21 protein-coding genes are annotated in these 18,116 nt (G+C 64.1%); 9 read left to right on the top strand and 12 right to left on the bottom strand.

Annotation, left to right across the window (positions count from 1 at the left end):
- Window positions 1–19 precede the first annotated feature (19 nt).
- Both ACYJ11_RS08655 and ACYJ11_RS08660 read left to right on the top strand, forming a co-directional pair.
- Window positions 20–1,429, top strand: a complete 1,410-nt coding sequence (locus ACYJ11_RS08655) for a signal recognition particle protein Srp54 (protein WP_461647493.1) — start codon at window positions 20–22, stop codon at window positions 1,427–1,429.
- A 109-nt stretch (window positions 1,430–1,538) separates the two neighbouring features.
- The gene (locus ACYJ11_RS08660; RefSeq protein ID WP_004594022.1) at window positions 1,539–1,937 is read left to right on the top strand and encodes a universal stress protein; all 399 of its coding nucleotides are present in this window, start codon (window positions 1,539–1,541) and stop codon (window positions 1,935–1,937) included.
- A gap of 8 nt (window positions 1,938–1,945) precedes the next feature.
- On the opposite strand, the gene ACYJ11_RS08665 is transcribed toward ACYJ11_RS08660, so the two are convergent.
- The 6 genes from ACYJ11_RS08665 to ACYJ11_RS08690 form a co-directional block, all read right to left on the bottom strand.
- Window positions 1,946–2,629, bottom strand: a complete 684-nt coding sequence (locus ACYJ11_RS08665; RefSeq protein WP_461647494.1) for a thioredoxin family protein — start codon at window positions 2,627–2,629, stop codon at window positions 1,946–1,948.
- A complete protein-coding gene (locus tag ACYJ11_RS08670) occupies window positions 2,630–3,373 on the bottom strand; it encodes an ABC transporter ATP-binding protein (protein ID WP_461647495.1) in 744 nt (247 codons plus the stop codon).
- Window positions 3,370–4,128, bottom strand: a complete 759-nt coding sequence (locus tag ACYJ11_RS08675; RefSeq protein WP_188977575.1) for an ABC transporter ATP-binding protein — start codon at window positions 4,126–4,128, stop codon at window positions 3,370–3,372. Before ACYJ11_RS08675 ends, ACYJ11_RS08670 begins: the two co-directional genes overlap by 4 nt.
- Window positions 4,125–5,216, bottom strand: coding sequence for a branched-chain amino acid ABC transporter permease (locus tag ACYJ11_RS08680; RefSeq protein WP_461647496.1), 1,092 nt, complete (start codon window positions 5,214–5,216; stop codon window positions 4,125–4,127). The genes ACYJ11_RS08675 and ACYJ11_RS08680 overlap by 4 nt, the downstream gene beginning before the upstream one ends.
- Window positions 5,213–6,151, bottom strand: a complete 939-nt coding sequence (locus ACYJ11_RS08685) for a branched-chain amino acid ABC transporter permease (RefSeq protein ID WP_461648425.1) — start codon at window positions 6,149–6,151, stop codon at window positions 5,213–5,215. Before ACYJ11_RS08685 ends, ACYJ11_RS08680 begins: the two co-directional genes overlap by 4 nt.
- 132 nt (window positions 6,152–6,283) lie before the next feature.
- The gene (locus ACYJ11_RS08690) at window positions 6,284–7,681 is read right to left on the bottom strand and encodes a substrate-binding protein (RefSeq protein WP_461647497.1); all 1,398 of its coding nucleotides are present in this window, start codon (window positions 7,679–7,681) and stop codon (window positions 6,284–6,286) included.
- Between the two features lie 131 nt (window positions 7,682–7,812).
- Between ACYJ11_RS08690 and ACYJ11_RS08695 the strand changes: the two genes are divergently transcribed.
- The 4 genes from ACYJ11_RS08695 to ACYJ11_RS08710 all read left to right on the top strand — a co-directional run bounded on the left by ACYJ11_RS08695 (window position 7,813) and on the right by ACYJ11_RS08710 (window position 11,033).
- Window positions 7,813–8,664, top strand: coding sequence for a hypothetical protein (locus ACYJ11_RS08695; protein ID WP_461647498.1), 852 nt, complete (start codon window positions 7,813–7,815; stop codon window positions 8,662–8,664).
- A 54-nt stretch (window positions 8,665–8,718) separates the two neighbouring features.
- Window positions 8,719–9,297 (top strand): magnesium transporter, encoded by a 579-nt coding sequence (locus tag ACYJ11_RS08700; RefSeq protein ID WP_461647499.1) that lies wholly within the window; start codon window positions 8,719–8,721, stop codon window positions 9,295–9,297.
- Window positions 9,298–9,864 carry a magnesium transporter gene (locus ACYJ11_RS08705; RefSeq protein WP_461647500.1) on the top strand — a complete coding sequence of 189 codons (567 nt, stop codon included), beginning with the start codon at window positions 9,298–9,300 and terminating at the stop codon, window positions 9,862–9,864.
- Between the two features lie 122 nt (window positions 9,865–9,986).
- The gene (locus tag ACYJ11_RS08710; RefSeq protein ID WP_461647501.1) at window positions 9,987–11,033 is read left to right on the top strand and encodes a nucleoside recognition protein; all 1,047 of its coding nucleotides are present in this window, start codon (window positions 9,987–9,989) and stop codon (window positions 11,031–11,033) included.
- 21 nt (window positions 11,034–11,054) lie between these two features.
- On the opposite strand, the gene ACYJ11_RS08715 is transcribed toward ACYJ11_RS08710, so the two are convergent.
- Both ACYJ11_RS08715 and ACYJ11_RS08720 read right to left on the bottom strand, forming a co-directional pair.
- On the bottom strand, window positions 11,055–11,789 hold the full coding sequence (locus ACYJ11_RS08715) for a GNAT family N-acetyltransferase (protein ID WP_461647502.1): 735 nt from the start codon (window positions 11,787–11,789) through the stop codon (window positions 11,055–11,057).
- Window positions 11,790–11,912: 123 nt separating this feature from the next.
- The gene (locus ACYJ11_RS08720) at window positions 11,913–12,806 is read right to left on the bottom strand and encodes a CBS domain-containing protein (protein WP_461647503.1); all 894 of its coding nucleotides are present in this window, start codon (window positions 12,804–12,806) and stop codon (window positions 11,913–11,915) included.
- 87 nt (window positions 12,807–12,893) lie between these two features.
- Here ACYJ11_RS08720 and ACYJ11_RS08725 point away from each other — a divergent pair, with 87 nt between their 5' ends.
- The 3 genes from ACYJ11_RS08725 to ACYJ11_RS08735 all read left to right on the top strand — a co-directional run bounded on the left by ACYJ11_RS08725 (window position 12,894) and on the right by ACYJ11_RS08735 (window position 15,542).
- A complete protein-coding gene (locus ACYJ11_RS08725) occupies window positions 12,894–13,850 on the top strand; it encodes a lamin tail domain-containing protein (protein WP_461647504.1) in 957 nt (318 codons plus the stop codon).
- A gap of 51 nt (window positions 13,851–13,901) precedes the next feature.
- Window positions 13,902–14,957 carry a molybdopterin-dependent oxidoreductase gene (locus tag ACYJ11_RS08730; protein ID WP_461647505.1) on the top strand — a complete coding sequence of 352 codons (1,056 nt, stop codon included), beginning with the start codon at window positions 13,902–13,904 and terminating at the stop codon, window positions 14,955–14,957.
- 240 nt (window positions 14,958–15,197) lie between these two features.
- Window positions 15,198–15,542, top strand: coding sequence for a hypothetical protein (locus tag ACYJ11_RS08735; protein WP_049944018.1), 345 nt, complete (start codon window positions 15,198–15,200; stop codon window positions 15,540–15,542).
- Window positions 15,543–15,593: 51 nt separating this feature from the next.
- Here the strand turns inward: ACYJ11_RS08735 and ACYJ11_RS08740 are convergent, their stop codons facing one another.
- Genes ACYJ11_RS08740 through ACYJ11_RS08755 form a run of 4 tightly spaced genes read right to left on the bottom strand, consistent with a single transcriptional unit; the run spans window position 15,594 to window position 18,083 of the window.
- Window positions 15,594–16,217: an HAD family hydrolase gene (locus ACYJ11_RS08740; protein WP_461647506.1), complete on the bottom strand. Its 624-nt coding sequence runs from the start codon at window positions 16,215–16,217 to the stop codon at window positions 15,594–15,596.
- Entirely contained in the window at window positions 16,214–16,636 is a 423-nt protein-coding gene (locus ACYJ11_RS08745; RefSeq protein ID WP_461647507.1) for an RNA-binding domain-containing protein, read from the bottom strand. Before ACYJ11_RS08745 ends, ACYJ11_RS08740 begins: the two co-directional genes overlap by 4 nt.
- Window positions 16,633–17,196 carry an AAA family ATPase gene (locus ACYJ11_RS08750; RefSeq protein ID WP_461647508.1) on the bottom strand — a complete coding sequence of 188 codons (564 nt, stop codon included), beginning with the start codon at window positions 17,194–17,196 and terminating at the stop codon, window positions 16,633–16,635. Before ACYJ11_RS08750 ends, ACYJ11_RS08745 begins: the two co-directional genes overlap by 4 nt.
- 44 nt (window positions 17,197–17,240) lie before the next feature.
- Window positions 17,241–18,083, bottom strand: a complete 843-nt coding sequence (locus tag ACYJ11_RS08755) for a polyprenyl synthetase family protein (protein ID WP_005536231.1) — start codon at window positions 18,081–18,083, stop codon at window positions 17,241–17,243.
- Between the last annotated feature and the right edge of the window lie 33 nt (window positions 18,084–18,116).

Raw genomic sequence — 18,116 nt, forward strand, 5'->3', positions numbered from 1 at the left:
CGCGTATCTCGCGCTAACAATGGTACTCGACGATCTTGGGAGTTCACTCCGGGGGACACTCGACGACCTCCGGGGGAAGTCCCGGCTCTCTGAGGAAGACATCGAGGATATCGTCAAGGAGATTCAGCGGTCGCTGTTGCAGGCTGACGTGGATGTCGGGCTCGTACAGGACCTCTCCGACAGTATCGAAACACGCGCGCTGGATGAGGAGCCACCGGCAGGGACGACTCCGCGGGACTGGGTCCTGCGGATTGTCTACGAGGAACTGGTCGACCTCGTCGGCGAGTCGACCGAACTCCCGCTGGAAGAACAGACCATCATGCTCGCCGGCCTGTACGGGTCAGGGAAGACGACGACGGCAGCGAAGATGGCGTGGTGGTTCTCGACGAAAGGGCTCCGGCCGGCAATCATCCAGACTGACACGGACCGGCCCGGTGCGTACGACCAGTCCAAGGAGATGGCCGAGCGCGCCGAGGTGGACTTCTACGGCGACCCCGACGAGGACGACCCGGTGAAGATCGCCCGCGACGGGTTGGAAGCGACGGAGAGCGCGGACGTTCGCATCGTCGACACAGCAGGCCGTGACGGCCTGAACGAGGAGCTTATCGAACAGATCGAACGCATCGAGCAGGAGGTCCAGCCCGACCGGGACCTGCTCGTGCTGGACGCGGCGATGGGCCAGAGTGCCAAGAGCCAGGCCGCCGACTTCGAGGAAGCCATCGGTATCGACGGTGTCGTCATCACGAAGCTCGACGGGACGGCGAAAGGTGGGGGCGCGCTCGCTGCGGTCAACGAGACCGACTCCACCATCGCCTTCCTCGGCTCCGGGGAGACGGTCAAGGACATCGAGCGGTTCGAGCCCTCCGGGTTCATCTCTCGACTGCTCGGCATGGGCGACCTCAAACAGCTCACCGAGCGCGTCGAGCGCGCAATGGAGGAAACGCAGGAAGGTGACGAGGAGGACTGGGACCCCGAGGACATGATGGAGGGGAAGTTCACCCTCAAGGACATGCGCAAGCAGATGCAGACGATGAACAACATGGGGCCGCTGGATCAGGTGATGGACATGATCCCCGGCCTAGGCGGCGGGCTGATGGATCAGCTCCCCGACGACGCGATGGACGTGACTCAGGAGCGGATGCGGGACTTCGATGTCATCATGGACTCGATGACCGAGGAGGAACTGGAGAACCCCCGCGTCGTCGGCCAGTCCCGAACCAGGCGCATCTGCCGCGGCTCGGGCAAGCCCGAGGAACGGGTTCGTGAGCTCCTCCAGCAACACAAGCAGATGGAGCAGATGCTCAAGCAGTTCCAGGGCATGGGTGACGGCGACATGGAGCGGATGATGAAACAGATGCAGCAGGGCGGTGGCGGCGGTGGCGGCATGGGCGGTATGGGTGGCGGCGGTATGGGGCCGTTCGGCGACTAACGCCGCTGCGTCGATCTGCGGGACGTGATACGTGGCGTTATTTTTGATGATCTATGTTCGAAATCCGGGCCAGAACTAAGGGTTGGCCCGTCCTACGGATGAAGCGAGCATGTACGAAATTGTCGCTGGGATAGACAAAAGTGAGGCTCGTGGGACCGCCATCGCGGAAGCGATAACCGAAGTTCCGATGGACGCCAGCCAGGTCCGTGTCACGCTGCTACACGACTTCGAGGAAAACCCCGAAGGCGCGTCCGTCGATCAGGTGGCCTCCGTGCGCCGGGCACGAGAAGTCCTTGAGGACGCTGGCGTCGAGGTGGCGCTGGAAGAGTCAAGCGGCGAACCGGCCGACGCAATCCTCCGGCTGGCTGACGAGCAGGACGCCGATATGATTGTCGTCGCCGGACGAAAGCGGACGCCGACGGGCAAGGTTCTGTTCGGCAGCGTTACACAGAGTGTGATTCTCGGTACGGATCGTTCCGTGCTCGTCTGCAGCGGCGAAGAAGAGTAACGCCGCAGTCAGACGTCGTACACTTCTTCGACTCGTTCCGCGAGCGGCGACGGGTCCGTCCGCCCGGTGATCCGCTCGACGGGTTCGCCGTCCTCGAACAGCACGACGGCGGGGGCCGCGTTGACCCCGACCGACTGACAGAACTCCGGGGACCGCTCGCCGGCGAGGCCACCGACCGGGACGCCGTCGGGGAACGCGGCCAGGACCTCGTCCAACTGCTCTTTCATCGCTTCGCAGGGTTCACAGAACAGTTTCCACACGGTGATGACACACCGGTCGTGGGCGTTGACGAACGCCTCGTAGCTGTCGTCGTCGAGATGTTCGACTCCGTCGGGGACTGGCGTCTCCGGCCCCAGTTCGGTCGCCATCTGTGCCATCGTCGTCAGTTCCACGATGGTGTAAGAATCGTCGACGTTCGACCGCAGGGTCAGGAACGTGGCGAACTCCTCGCGTGACACGTCGAGTTCGTCGACCCGTTCGGCCGCTTCGGCAGCCGAATCGAGGCCGAACACCTCGGCGACAGACTCGTGGAACTCCGCGTCGCCCATCGTCACGTAGGTGTCGTAGTATACCTCGCGGTCGGCCTCGAACGCCTCTGTCGTGCTGACTTCATCCGTTTCCGCGTCGATGACGACGACACCCTCCGACTGCAGTGCGTCGAGTAGCGCTTCGGGAGATTGAGTTTCCGACATTCAGACACCCAGATATTTGTCGCGTGTTTCTTGATCCTGCTGTAGTTCCTCGGCGGGCCCTTCGAAGACCACTTGCCCGCGGTCCAGCACGTAACACCGGTCGGCGATCTTCATCGCTGCCACGGCGTTTTGCTCCACCAGCAGTATCGTCGTCCCGTCCTCGCTGATACGCTCGATGGCGTTCTCGACGGACTGGATGATCTGCGGTGCCAGCCCCTCGTATGGCTCGTCGAGCATCAACAGGTCGGTACTCTGGTGGAGCGCGCGGGCGATGGCGAGCATCTGCTGTTCGCCGCCCGAGAGCGTGCCGGCCTTCTGGGAGCGTCGCTCGTCGAGTCTCGGGAAGTACTCGTAGATCTCGTCGGCCGACATCCCTTCGTCGCGGAAATCGAGCTTCCGCCGCCAGGTGTTCGACTTGTTGCGGACGGTGTCCGCGAGGTGGAGGTTCTCGGCGACAGTCAGGTCAGTGAACACGCGCCGTTCCTCCGGGACCAGCGAGATGCCGCGGACGGCGATGTCCTCCGGCGGGGCGTTGGTGATGTCCGTCCCGTCGAACTGGATCGTGCCGCTCCGGACGTCCGGCGGCGTCGCCCCGGAGATACAGCGGAGCGTCGAGGTCTTCCCCGCTCCGTTGCGACCCAGCAGGGCCGTGATTTCGCCGTCGTCGACGTTCATCGACACGTCCTGAATGATGTGGCTCTCACCGTAGTAGCCGTTGATGTTGTCTACGTCGAGCAGCGTCATTCCTCGACACCTCCGAGGTACGCTTCCTGTACAGCGGGGTCGTTCTGTACCTCCGTCGGCGTCCCCTCTGCGATAACCGACCCGCGATTGAGGACGACGATGCGGTCGGAGATGTCGAAGACGATCTCCATGTCGTGCTCGACCAGCAGGAATGTCAGGTCGAGTTCCTCCTTGACCCGCTTGATGAGGTCGACGGTCGATTTCGTCTCGTCGGGCGACATTCCCGCCGTCGGCTCGTCCATCAGCAGCATGTCCGGTTCGGCGGCCAGCGCGATGCCGAGTTCGAGCCGGCGCTTGTTCCCGTAGTCGAGGCTATCGGCCTGGTTCTCTCGCTCGTCGTACAGACCGACCGACTCGAGGACCTCGTTCGCCAGTTCGTCGACCGCCGGGTAGCTGTTCTGATTCCGGAAGAAGTTGAACCGGAACGAACCGTGCTCGGCTGCCAGCGCTGCGATGGTCGCGTTCTCCTTGACGGTTAGTTCGGGGAAGATCGAGGCTGTCTGGAAGGACTTGCTCATCCCCCGCTGGACGACCTCGTGTGGGTCCATCCCGATGATGGAATCCCCTTGGAACGCGATCTCGCCGTAGCTCGGTTCGAGCCGTCTGGTGACGAGGTTGATGAACGTCGATTTCCCCGCGCCGTTGGGGCCGATGAGGCTTACCCCCTCGCCCTGTTCTATCTCCAGATCCACCTCGTCGACGGCCGTGAGGCCGCCGAACTGCTTGGTGAGCCGTTCCGTCTTGAGGACCGTCATTCGTCCTCACCTCCGACGACCATGTCACGAACGTAGTCGATACCGCCCCAGATACCGTTCGGGAAGAGGACGACGGCGACGACGAACACGATGCCGAGAATGAGGTGCCAGAACGGGCCGAGCGTCTCGAACCCGCTGACGATGTTCTCGATGTACAGGTACAGCCCGGCACCGAACAGCGGCCCGAATAGCGAGCCGACACCGCCGAGCACAGTCATGATGACGATACGACCGGACTCGGTCCAGTACAGCGATTGCAGGGGCACGTAGTTCCCCTCGATAGTGAACAGGCTTCCGGCGATGCCAGCGAAGGCCGCCGAGATGATGAACGCCATCAGCTTGTACCGCCAGACGTCCAGCCCGACGAACTCTGCCCGTCGCTCGTTCTCCCGAATCGCGCGGAACACGGTTCCGTACGGCGAGTGGAGAATGCGATTTGCCATCGCGACTGACAGCACCGTCATGACGGCGACGAACACATACAACATGTTGTCGACCAGCATCGTCAGCGGGAACGGGACCCCGCCGTGGATGTCGATAACGCCCAGCAGGTGGCCGATGTCCACAGAGGTGAAGCCGTTCTCACCGTTGGTGAGGAAGGCCAGCGGCGAGGCCGCCAGGTAGAACGACATCTGGCCGAACGTCAACGTCAGGATTGCGAAGTAGATCCCGCCGCGGCGCAGCGACAGGAAGCCCACGATCCACGCCATCAGCACCGCAAACGCCGTGCCGGCGAACAACACGAGCAGCGGCGAGCTACTGACGCTCGCACTGAAGATACCAGCGGCGTACGCCGCGCCGCCGAAGAAGACGGCGTGACCGAACGACAGCAGGCCGGTGTAGCCAAGCAGGATGTCGAAGCCGACGGCGAAGATGCCGTAGATGAGCATCAGCGTCGCCAGCTGCGTGTAGCCGTCGAGGAGATTGTTGAACAGGAACGGGAAGACAGCCACACCAATGACGGTGAGCAGGACTGTCGAGATCTCCCGGTCGCGGAAGCTGGCCCAGCGGTCGCCGAGACCGCTGGTGACCTCCGCGTCGGCGTCGGCCGCCGCCGTGGCGGTCGCATCGCGCGGTTCGTCGCTCACGAGACATCCACCTCCGAGCCCAGCAGCCCCTGCGGACGCACCAGCAGAATTACGGCCGCAAGCGCGTAGATTCCGACCTGGCTCCAGGCGGCATAGCCGGTCTGGATGAGGAGTACCTGTAGTGTCCCCAGCATCAGCCCGGCTACCACGGCTCCCTCTATTTTCCCGACACCGCCGATGACGACGGTCAAGAACGCTGGCACCAACTGTTCAGTCCCGATGTTGGGGTTGACGTTCGCGAGCGGGCCGCCGACGACGCCGGCCACGCCGGCGAGTGCGGCACCGATGCCGAACACGACGAGGTACGGGCGGCTCAGTTTGATCCCGAGCAGTCGAACCATCTCGCCGTCGAGGGTACCGGCCTGGACGATGAGGCCGAAGTCAGTGTACTCGACGAGTGCGTACACGCCTAGAACGAGGACTGCGGTAATCGCGATGACGCCGAGCCGCCAGCGCGGGAAGTTCCCGACCACCGGCAGCGCGATTGGACCGGATGCCCACGAGGGTTGTGGGAACGGCTGGCTGTTCCCGCCGAGCATCGCCCGGAGCAGCTCCTGAACGATGATTGCGAGCCCGAACGTCACGAGAATCTGGTCGGTATCGGGTCGGTCGTAAAACGCCTGTGCGATGAACCGCTCCATCAGGAGGCCGATGACGAACACGACAATCGGCACGATGACCAGTGCGGCGATGAACCCCAGTCCGATGCCGTACGACTGGATACCCCATTCCACCAGTTGGCCGTCGTTCAGCGGGACCTGCGCCGTGATAAACAGCCCGAGATACGCGCCGACGAGGTACAGTGCTCCGTGGGCGAAGTTGACGAACTTCAGCGTCCCAAGGATAATCGATAGCCCGACCGCGAGTAGGACGTAGATTGCGCCCTGTTGCAACCCATTCAGTAAGATCGTGAGGATATCTGCGAGTAGCGTCACGTCGGAGTCACCCCACTGCACTCTGCTCGTACTATCTGCGTATTCCTAATCATGCTAGTTTTTGTGTATCAAGTAAGGCAACCTCATGCACTATAAATCATGAGGGGTACGCTCCCCTGTCCGGATTCTGCTCTATTCGTCGCCGTATTCGCCGAGTTCGCACTCCGCGGCCGGTCCGGAGTCACAGCCGTAGCCGACGTCGTCCCGGGACGTGATCTCGACAATGTCGATGAAGTTCCCGTCGCCCTGTTCGCTCTCAGGCAGCCCTTGGGCAACCGGAATGTCCCGCTGGGCCTGGTGGTCACAGGCACGCATCGTCTCTTGGCCCATGCCGATGTTGCTGTATTCGTAGTCCTCCAGTTGGCGGATGACCTCCGGCGGGTAGAACGTGCCCGCTCGTTCGGCGGCGGCTGCGTACTGGAGCGTCTGTGCGTATGCGAGCTGAGCCGGTCCGGACGGGACGCGGTCGTACTCGTCTTGGAACGCCTGCGTGAACGCGTTCGACGCCTCGTTGTCGATCTGGGAGTCCCAGGCGATCGTTCCGTAGATACCTTCGATAGAGCCACCGGCGGCCTGTGCCATCGGGCGGTTGTACAGCGGGACGACGAGTTCCATATCCTCGTCGATACCGGCATCGACGGCCTGTGAGACGGAGTTCGCGCCGTCCAGCCCGTAGTGGTTCAGGACGAGTACATCCGCGCCACTGTTTGCGGCCTCGGAGAGATACGAGGAGAAGTCGCTGGTCCCGAGTGGCGTCGGGACGCTGTCGACTTCCTCCCAGCCGATCTCCGAGAGGAACTGGTTCATCGAGTCCTGCTGGGTCTGGCCCCAGGAGTAGTCGGCGTACAGCTGGTAGAAGGAGTTGTCCGAGCCGTACTCGCTTTCAAGCACCGGTGCGAGCGCCTGGCCGGTCATGTACGCGTTGAACATCTCTCGGAACCCGTACCGAGCGCAGTCTTTCCCGGTCGTGTCGTTCGAGTGGGTCAGACAGGCCATGAACATCACGTTCTCAGTCTGACAGAGGCCCTGCACGGCGATGGCCACTGCACTGGAAGAGCCGCCTGAAATCATCACCACGTCATCCCGGTTTATCATCCGCGAAGCGGCCTGTCGAGCGGTGTCGGCGTCGGTCGCGGTGTCACCGTTCACCGAGTCGACCGTGTACCCGAGGACGCCGTCGCCGCTGAGGGCCTCAAAGCTGTCCACCCAGCCACCCCCATTATTGAGGTGTTTCTGGGCGAGTTCGTATGCCCGGAGTTCGTCCTGCCCCTCAGAGGAGTAGGGTCCGGATTGTGGAACGTTGAATCCGAACGTGACTGTGTCGCCCTCGACCGGGAAATTTCCGAGTGACGGGTAGTCGTCGCCGCCGTCACCGCCACCGTCGCCACCGCCATCGCCACCGTCGCCGCCACCGCCGTCGCCACCGTCGCCACCGGAACAACCGGCCAGTCCCGTCAGCCCTGCCACACCTGCGACGCCCGTACTCTTCAGCAACTGTCGTCGGTTGACCGATCTGCCATTAGTTGGCATGTTCCATACGGTGTCTGTATATATCATAATAGTTTCGGTAGGTTAATCAACGATTTCACATCTATAGAACGACACATCTCGGATAAATGGGGATCCGTAGACTTATTCCGACCTGATTGGTTTGTTAGAACATGACGAGGAATCTGCGTCGGCAGCTACTCGTCCTCACCATCGTCGTTACCGCTGGCTGTGGCGGGTTCGGGTTCAGCGGCGGTGACGGCTCGCCGACGCCGGTGACGCCTGCGCCGGTACCGACCGACTCTGGGACCACATATCCTGCTGGTGTTGGGTCGACGGGCGTCACCAGCCCATCCCTCCTCGGGTCCGCTCACGGGGGCCGTCTCAACGGAACCGGATACACGCTGACGATGAACCGGACCGTCCGGTATGCGAACGGATCGTTGCGGTCCCACCTCCGGGTCCACGTCGCGCTGGACGCGAACCGGACACACCTCGCTAACATATCTGTCCGTGGCCACGCGGCCCCGGTGCTCCTCGGTCGGCCGCCGGCGACCGCGTCGTTCTGGTCCAACGGCGACACGTATCTCCGCCGACTCGTGCGCGACAATCAAACGGTCCACAACGAGTACGACCCGCCGGACAGCTATGCGGGTACGTGGCGATACTGGGTCCACGCCGCCGCGCTGAACGGTCGTCCCGCCGCCGATGTCACTCGGACTGTTGCCCCGTTCCACACCCGGACCCTGCAGCCCCAGCAGTCAGACGGGACCGTCTACGTCATCAGGGGCGACCGACTGCGGGAAAACACCTCGTCGACAGCGTGGGCGTCCCGGGAGAACGCGACGCTCGTCGCCCACGTCACTCGGTCGGGACTCGTCCGCGACTACCGGACCGAGTACACGACGGTCACGAACGGCGGCGACCCGGTCACCGTCACCAGAACTGTTCGGTTTAGGGCAGTCGGGAACACGACAGTCGGGCGGCCACCGTGGTACGACAGGGCTCGGTCGACCGCCGGCTGAGTGGGGGCCAGCGCATCAGGGGGCTTTTTTTCGCTCGCCGTCCTTCGCCCTGCAATGACTGTCCGCGAGGTGGCACTCGAAGCCTACCGGGAAGCGCTCCCGGTGCTGGCACTCAGTGCAGTCGGTGGCCTCTTCGCGGGTGTTGTCCTTGGCGGCATGGACGCGGAGTTACAGGATGTCGCCGGACTGCTCGTGCTCGTCCCGGCGCTGCTCGCCACTCGAGGGAACGTCTACGGTTCACTCGGTGCACGTCTGGGGTCGGCACTCCATCAGGGGCTTATCGACCCGCGGTTCTCCTTCGATGACGACCGCATCAACGCCGCCGTCGCGGCGGCACTGGCAAACGGCGTACTCATCAGCGGGGTCGCCGCGGTGATGGCTGTCGCCCTGCTCGCGTTGGTCGGACGACCGTCGGCCCCGCTCACGACCCTCGTCGCCATTGCGCTCATCGCGGGCTTTGTCTCCGGACTGTTGTTGACCATTGCTGTCGTCTCAGTCGTGTTCATCGGCTACCGTCGTGGACTCAATCCGGATACGCTGGCCGGGCCGGTCGTGACGACAACGGGTGACGTGGTCGGTATCGCGACGCTGCTGGGCGCGACCCGCCTCGTCCTCGCGCTGGGGGGTGGCTGAGTGGCGGAGTTCGCCTCCCAGTGGTCGGTTCCGGGCATCGTCCAGACGATGTTTCCCATTCTGATCGTGCTCACCGCTATCGAACTCGGCAGCGGCCTCGTGCTGGATACCTTCGAAGGAACACTGCTGCAGTATCCCTCACTGCTCGTGCTCGTCCCGGTGACCATCGGGATGGCGGGCAACCTCGGTAGTATCCTCGCAGCGCGGTTCTCGACGGCGTTTCACCTCGGCCTCCTGTCGTTTGCGGCGACCGACGACCGGCTGGCCGGCAACGCTATTGCAACGCTTGCTCTTGCGGTGACACTGTTCCCGCTCGTGGGTGCCGGTGCGTGGCTCCTCCAGACCGTCATCGGCGGCGCTGCGCTCCCGCTCCGGACGGTCGTGCTGGTCGCGCTCGTCAGCGGGAGCCTGCTGGCACTGTTGGCTATCGTCGTGACGACGGTGACGACCTACGCCGCCTACCGGTTCGAACTGGACCCCGACGACGTGGTCATCCCCGTCGTCACGAACGTCTGTGACGTGCTGGGCGTGGTGGTGCTGTTCGGTGCTGTTCGCGTCCTCGTGTGACAGGTCGGTGTCGGCACTGCGGTAGCCGTCGTCCCGCGCGGCCATCGTGCCCGGCAGTCGTTTCCTCGAAAGCGACCGACGCTATCGATGGGCATTTGCGGACCAGAGTCGTACGTCTCAGTGTGCAGTCGTTCGTTGCCGCAGTGCTCGGCCACCCGGCGGTCGCTGTCCTCGGAGAGGTCGCTGTCCGGGTTCTCCGGATCACGTTCTTCCTCTCCTTTGGCGTGTTCCTCGCGGAACTGGCGGTCGCGTTCGGACTGGTCGAGAAAATCGCCGTCGTCTCACGCTATCTCACATCGCCGGCGAACCTCCCGGACGAGGTCGGCACCGCTATACTGACGACGACAGCGTCGACGACCGCCGGCTACGGCATGCTCGCCGACTTCCGCGAGTCCGGTGTCCTGTCCGACCGCGCGACGATAATCGCCGTCACGATCAACACGTTCTTCGGTTTCGCCCAGCACATCATCACGTTCTACGCGCCGATTCTCATCCCGATTCTGGGCTTTCGGGTCGGGGTGTTGTACGTCGCCACGCGGGGACTCATCGCGCTCGCGATTACGCTGACCGGCATCGCCGCCGGCGCGGTGCTGCTGGACGCGTCCAACGTCGGCCGGCCGACCGCCGGTGCGGGCCCGACTCCGGACGGCGGGACGGCTGACGACGCGGCCGACGTGTTCGACGACCGTCCAGAGAACCGCCGGGCGGCCGTCAGGACAGCGTTCGACGCGACGGCCGAGAAAGTCCGCGACATCCTGCCGCGGCTAGCGGCGATCTACACCGTCGTCTCGCTACTGCTTGCCTACAGTGATGAACTGCTGGCACTCATCGGTAGCGACGGGGCGTCCGTGACGACTGCCGCCGACGGGTTCGCCGGACTGCTCGGCCTGCCTGGCGCAGCCATCCCCGTCATCGCCGCCTACGCCCTCGATACGACCTCGGGGGCGACGGTCATCGCGCCGCTCATCCGGAACGGGACCTTCTCCGCGCGGACCGCCGTGGCGACGATGCTCGTCGGCGGCATCATCTCGTTTGCCGTCTCGACGTTCAAGCGCTCGATCCCGTTCCAGTACGGCATCTGGGGCCGGGAGTTCGGCTCGAAAGTCATCGTCGTCAACACGGGCCTGAAAATCGTCTGGATCGCGCTGGCGCTGGTCGTGCTCCTGTAGCGAGACGCCGGTAGCCCGGCGTCAGTCAAACGTGTAGGCCATCATCACTTCGTCGACCTGCTCGCCGTCCACGGTGTAGTGGTTCCGGCGGATTCCCTCGGTGTGCCAGCCGTGGTCTTCGAGGAACACCATCGCGTTCTCCGTGATCGCTGGCACGCTGTTGTACAGCTTCCGGTAGCCGTTGGCCTTCGCCCAGTCCAGCCCGCGCTCGATAAGCTGGCTCCCGATGCCCTGCCCACGCTGCTCCTCCCTGACGCCGACGGTGAGTTGAGCCGTCTCGCGGAGCTTGTCCAGTTGCGGGATGTCGAGATGACACCAGCCGATGACCTCCCCATCGACCGTGGCGACGAAGAACACTCTCGATTCTACCGTATTGTGCCGCGTGACGGCGTCCTCGTACAGCAACTGCTCGGCGACGCTCTCGGCGACGACGTACGTGCCGTCGCTGGAGACGTTCCGAATGGTCTGGACGAGCCCCTCGAAGTCGTCATTGTGGGCCGGCCGAATCGTGTAGGTCAGCCCGTCCGTGGTGTGTTCCTCAACTGAACCGACATCGAGCGCCAGCGTCAGGGTCCCACCGTCGTCCTCGATGTATCCCTTGGATAGAAGATGCGTCAGGGCCTTCTCGAACGCTTCGGGAGAAAGGTCCACCATCTCACGGACCCTATGCCGTGCCGCCGTCCCGTGTCGTTCGACGTACTGGTACACCTCCATCGCCGCGGTCGTCTCGAATGTCGGCCGTTCGACAGCGTCCATATCGGACATATATACTAGCAGATTATTAACAATTGTTGTTTGGTAACATAAAACATGAAACGCGGTGGGAGTTCTGTGCGAGCAGTCCCGGTCGAACGTAACGAGACGGCCTTGACTGGTGGGTCAGGCCGTATCCGGAATTGGGTCCGAAATGACGACGGCGTCACCCTCGATGACGCAGTTCCCCTCGGAGTCGTCGACGGCCGTGGCCAGCCGGAATCGGTTGTCCTGAATGCGCTCGACGACCTCACAGCGGGCCGTGACCTCCTCGCCGATATCGACGGGTCCCTGATAGCTCAGTTCCTGCGAGAGGTAAATCGTCAGCCCGGGGAGTCTCGCCAGGGCCGCACTGATGATACCCGAAACGAGTGTCCCGTGGACGATTCGGCGACCGAACCGCGTCCCGTCTGCGAACGCCGCGTCGAGGTGGAGTCTGTTCGTGTCGCCGCTGGCCTCGGCGAAAGCCTTCACGTCGGCCTGCGATATCGTCTTGCTGAACTGGACGTGGTCTCCGACATCGATCCCGTCGGCGGTCCCGTAGCTCTCGAAGGTCCAGTCCTCGTTCTCATACAGCGTGTCGGGCCGGGTGAACCGCTTCCGCTGGGACTGGTCATCGAACGCTCTCCTTGCCCGTGAGAGGTGTGGGATGTAGTCCGAGAGGTCGGTCGTCGTGACGATACCGACGAGAGACCCGTCCTCGACGACGGGCAGTTTCTTGATGTTGTTCGTCCGCAACCGATCCACGGCTGTTTCGATGTCCACGTCGGGCGTGACCGTCACCAGCGTCTCGGCCATTACATCGCCGACCGACAGCGCTCTGGTATCCCCCTCGGCTGCGGTGACGGCGACGATATCACCTTCCGTGATGATGCCGACGCAGTTGCCGTCGTCCTCGACGACGAGCGAGCCGATGTCTTCGTCGCGGAGACGCTGAGCTGCCTCGATGACCGGAGCATCGGGACTGATTGTTTTGACCGGCGTCCGCATGATATCTCTAACTGGTAGCGGGACGAGCATCGTACCGGAATCCAGACATGGCAGACGTATAACAGTCCGCCCGGTGACACCGGCACCCTTGTGTCGCCGGCCATCGACATTTCGACAATGTATCGGCTCGCGTTCGGCCTTGTCGTCGTCCTTGTGGTTGCTGCCGGCTGCAGTGGCTTCACCGCGGGACCATCCGGGTCGGTGGGGACCGCCGTCGACGGCCAGCCGGCAGTCGACGTTCCGGCGTCCGCTGTCACGGTGACCGTCACAGCCGTCGTCGACGGCGACACGATACAGGTCGCCTACGAGAACGGGACCGGCGACACGGTCCGGCTTGTCGGCGTCGACACCCCCGAAGTCCACACCGAGAACAAGCCCGCGGAGTTCGAGGGCGTTCCCGAAACCGACACCGGAGCGTCTTGTCTCCGTGGGGCCGGCACGAACGCGTCGTCGCTCACCAAACAGCGGCTTCTTGGTGAGACAGTCGGGCTCGCCTTCGATCCGAATCTGAACCGGCGCGGCTACTACGACCGACTACTGGCCTACGTTGTCCACGACGAGACGCTGTTCAATTACCGGCTCGTCGAGGCTGGCCACGCGCGCGTCTACGACAGCGAATTCACGCGAGCCGACCGATTCTACGCGGCCGAGGACGCTGCCCGCTCCGACTGGCGCGGACTCTGGCGCTGTACGGATTCGGACGCAGTGACCCGCACGGCTATCGCCGACGGCGGGTCCGAGAGCGCTAGCGGCGTCGAAATTGCGAACATCCACGCCGATGCGACGGGCAACGACAACGAGAACCTGAACGACGAGTACGTTACGCTCGTGAACACCGGCGATGAGCCGGTCGACCTTTCCGGGTGGGCGGTCAGCGACGAGGTGGACCACCAGTACACGTTCGCGAACCTGACTCTCGACCCGAACACGTCGGTAACTCTCTACACTGGTAGCGGTACTGACACTGACACGGAACGGTACTGGGGCCGGGACGGAGCGGTCTGGAACAACGACGGTGACACCGTCACGGTCCGCAACGCCAGCGGTGCGACGGTCCTGCGACGGTCGTACTGACGCCGCTGCGCTGCCACGACAGTATAAGCCGCTCCGGTGCTAACCACTGTCATGGACACCCGCCGGCTGACGCCGACACCACGGGCGGTCGACTGGGGGCTGTTCGCGGCGGTGGCGACGCTGCTTACCACCGGTATCGCCACCATCTTTGCAGGCATCCCCAGCAGTGCGTGGATTATCGACGTTCATGCCCTCTCCGGCGTGGTGCTAACGCTCCTGCTGCCGGTGAAGCTCCGCCGTGTCGCCCACCGCCTCACCCCGTCGCGGCTCACCGGGGTCCGCGTTCTCTCGGTCGGTCTGGGCGTTATCACACTGGGGGCGCTCGGCACCGGCGTCTGGTGGATATTCGGCGGCACGCTCGATCTCGGTCCGTGGGGGCTGTTTCACCTGCACGTCGCGCTCGGCCTGCTGGTCCCGCCGCTGTTGCTGGTGCATCTCCGCGCCCGGTTTTACTCCCCGGTACAGGCCACCCGCGGCGGCCGCCGGGATGTCCTCCGGTACGCTGGACTGGTGACCGCAGGGGCGCTCCTCTGGCGAGTTCAAGGGCCAGTCAACGACGCCCTCGACACGGCCGGCGTGGACCGAAGGTACACCGGCTCGCGAGAGCAGGGAACCGACGACGGCAACCGGTTCCCTGTCACTAGCTGGGTCGCCGACGACCCGGACCCGGTCGACGCGGCCGACTGGTCGCTGTCGGTCGCTGGCCGCGTCGCCAGCCCAACTAGCTACGCCACCGGCGATCTCTCCCCGGACGCAACCGAGTCGGCGGTGCTTGACTGCACGAGCGGCTGGTACTCCGGACACGAGTGGCAGGGCGTCCGCGTCGGCGACCTGCTCGACGCCGCCGACCCCGACGACGCGGCGGCGTGGGTCCAGTTCCGGTCAGTGACCGGCTACTGGTGGAGCCTCCCGCTGTCGGAGGCTCGTGATGCTATGCTGGCCACCCATGTCGACGGCGAGCGCTTGGCCCACGGCCACGGCTACCCGCTCCGCCTCGTCGCACCGGGCCGCCGGGGCTTCCAGTGGGTGAAGTGGGTCGAGTCAGTGCGGGTCAGTAAGCGCCGCGAACTCGGGGAGTGGCTTGCGATATTCGTGAGCGGGCTTTGATCCGGTCTACGTACTCGGGGGCAGCGCGGTCGCTGTTCTTCCGGGGTAGTCCCGCGTGGAAAGAGGTGATTACCTGCGGTATATGCCAACTTCGGACGGGGAAAACACCGAGTACTGTCTCTCTACGTTGGCTCAGGGCTCAGTACAGTACTACAGGTCCAGCGATCGAAAGAGTAGCTTACCGCTGTAGTTATCATTGAAGCTACCACTAACGAAGTAATGTGGAACGGTAGCGGGGGTATGAACTGGCGGCAGCCCGCCCGAATCGCCGGTCCGTCGAACACTGCCGTCGCCTTGTGGGCGGTTGCCGTCGCTTTCTTCGGCGTCGGCGACCTCGTCACAACGCTCGTCGGCTACAGCATTACTGGCGTGACAGAACTCAGCCCGGTCGTCAAACTACTGCTGGAACGGCACGCGCTGTTGGTGCTGACTGGGCTGAAAGCCGTCGTGTTCGTTGGCTTTTTCGCCATCTGGAAGTACGTCTCCTGGCCGTACTCCATCGGTGTCCCGCTTGGGCTGGCGCTACTGGGCGTCGCGGTGACGGCGTGGAACACCGGCATCATCCTCACTGCTGTACTGGCCTGAGCGCGGCGGTCGGCCGCTTCCAGTCCCCATGTGTGCCAGCAGTTACGCATGCTACACCAGTGCGTCGATAGAATCCCAGAGGTCCGGCCCGCCGTCGTCGCCCGATTCGTAGTGAATCGGCACGAAGCCCGCGTTGCGTGCGCCCTCGACATCGGTTTTGTACTCGTTGCCGACCATCACGTACTCGTCGGCCGGAAGCTCCTCCCGGACCCGGTCGAACGGAGCGCTGTCGGGCTTGTGTGCGCCGACCTCGTAGGAGGCGACAAAGAGGTCGAACAGGTCGGTCAGCCCGTGGTGGTCGAGCTTGGCGACCTGCCGCTCCCGGACGCCGTTGGTGACAATCGCGAGCTGGTTGTCGGTAGCGAGTGCGGTCAGGCTATCCCGGGCTGCGTCGCCGACGGTTGTCGACGCGAACTCGGTCTCCTTGAGCGTCTCGACCAGCGCATCGAGGTCCGCGTCGGCTCCGGCCGCCTCCACGACGGCAGCCATCGACTGGCGGTACGGCTCCGGCTCCAGTGCCTCGAAGGCCGTGTAGAACGCCTCCTTGCTAACGGCCCGGAGCTCGTCCGTGTACTCGATACCGTGGGCCTCGACCGTCCGACGGATGATGTTCTTGTACGGCTCCGGATAGTGGACGACCGTGTCATCGAGGTCGAAGCAGATGGTCGTCGTCATGTGTCCTCGTCGTAGACCGGCTGGCCGTCCTCGGTCGGCGGTGCGACGTAGTCGATGTACTCCTCGGCCGTCGGTTCGGTGACGGTCACGTTCACGTGGATGTCGCCCAGTTCCGATGGGTCACCGACTGCGAAGTTGATCCGCCCCTCGAACGCCGCTTGCTTCTTCACGTCGAACGCGAAGGTGTCGTCCTCCAGATTGTCGAAGAAGACCGACCGGGCTGTGTCCAGGATCTCCCGCCGGTGAAGCAGTTCGGAGAACCCGTCCATCGTGTGTACCTCCGCAACGAGTGCGCCCTGCTGGTGGGTCGGGTCGGCCTCCGGGAAGAGGCTCTGGATGGCGTCGGCGACTCTGTCGGTTACTTCGGTGTCGTTGACGGGGGCCTCGATTCGGACGTCGACGGAGTAGACGGCGCTCATTGGTCGAGTGCCTCCGGGCCATCTCGAATCAGTGTGCGGACGGTCCGCTGGAACGCGGCCAGCGTCTCCGTGTTCTCGATAGTCAGGTCGGCCATGTCCATGGCCTCGCCCATCCCGAATCCGAGTTCGCGAGCGTCGCGGTCCTCAAGCGATTCGCCACCGTCTTCCGCCGAGGTGTCCCGCCCACGGAGATCAAGTCGGTCGGCCCGCAGTTCGAACGGGGCATCTATCTCGACGAGCAGGAACCCGTCGCCGAACGCCGACTCGAACGCCTCGACTTCTACATCCGACCGGATACCGTCGACAAGGACGGTGTCGTTCGATTCGAGTTCCGCCTCGATCATCGGTAGCGAGCGCTCGGCGATGGCGGCGGGACCGTTCTCTTCCCGGAGCGCCTTCGCGACCGTCCCGTGGTCCGATGCGGGGTCAAGCCCACGGTCACGGCACTCCTCGCGGATGACGTCGCCCATCGTCACGACCGGCACGTCCATCTCGGCGGCGACGTTCGCTGCCTCGCTTTTCCCGCTGCCCGGCAGCCCGACGATACCGATAACTGTCATTGCCGGGCGTAATCGAGCAGCGGGCAAAAGCCTCCCGTTCGGCCTCACCGTTCGCGGACGACGACGAACTCCGCGAGGTCCCGCAGGTACTCCATCGACTGGGATTCCGGTGCGTCGATGGTCGACAACGACTCAAGAGCGGCGTCGGATTCGGCCCGCGCCCGCTCGTTTGCCTCCTCTGTCGTCAGCTCAGTCACTTCCACCAGCGACGGTCGTTCCATCTCCGCGTCGGTCCCGGCCGGCTTGCCCAGCGTTTCGGCGTCGGCCGTCGCATCGAGCACATCGTCGCGCATCTGGAAGGCCACGCCGACCCGTTCGGCGTACTGGCCGACCGCCTCAACCGTGTACGGGTCCGAGTCGGCAGCGATCGCGCCCAGCTCTGCCGCAGCCCGGAACAGCGCCCCGGTCTTCCGGCGGGCCAGTTTCATGTACTCCTCCTCGTTGGATGGCTCCGCGACCAGCTCCATCGCCTCGCCCTCGCCCAGTTCAACCATCGACTCGGAGACGGTCTGCATGGCGCGCTCGTCCGTCGAAAAGAGATTGAACGCTTCGCCGAGCAGGCCGTCGGAAGCGATGATTGCCGGGCCGTGGCCGAAGGCCTCCCAGGCGGCCGGGGACCCCCGCCGGAGTTCTGACTCGTCGATGATATCGTCGATGACTAGCGAAGCGTTGTGGACGAGTTCGATGCCGACCGCGAAATCGACGGCATCGGCCGGCTCCCCGCCCAGCGCCTCACACACCAGCACTGTCACCGTCGGCCGCACCCGCTTCCCCCCGGAAAGCGCCACGTGACGCACTTCGTCTGCGAGTTCCTCCGGCTCCACGCTGTCGAGAACCGCCTCCAGACGCTCCTCGACCCGGTCGCGCCGGCGCTCGAGATACTCCATTACCGCTCCCTTAGGACTACCATAAAAAGTACC

The organism is Haloarcula sp. H-GB5 (genome assembly GCF_054850705.1).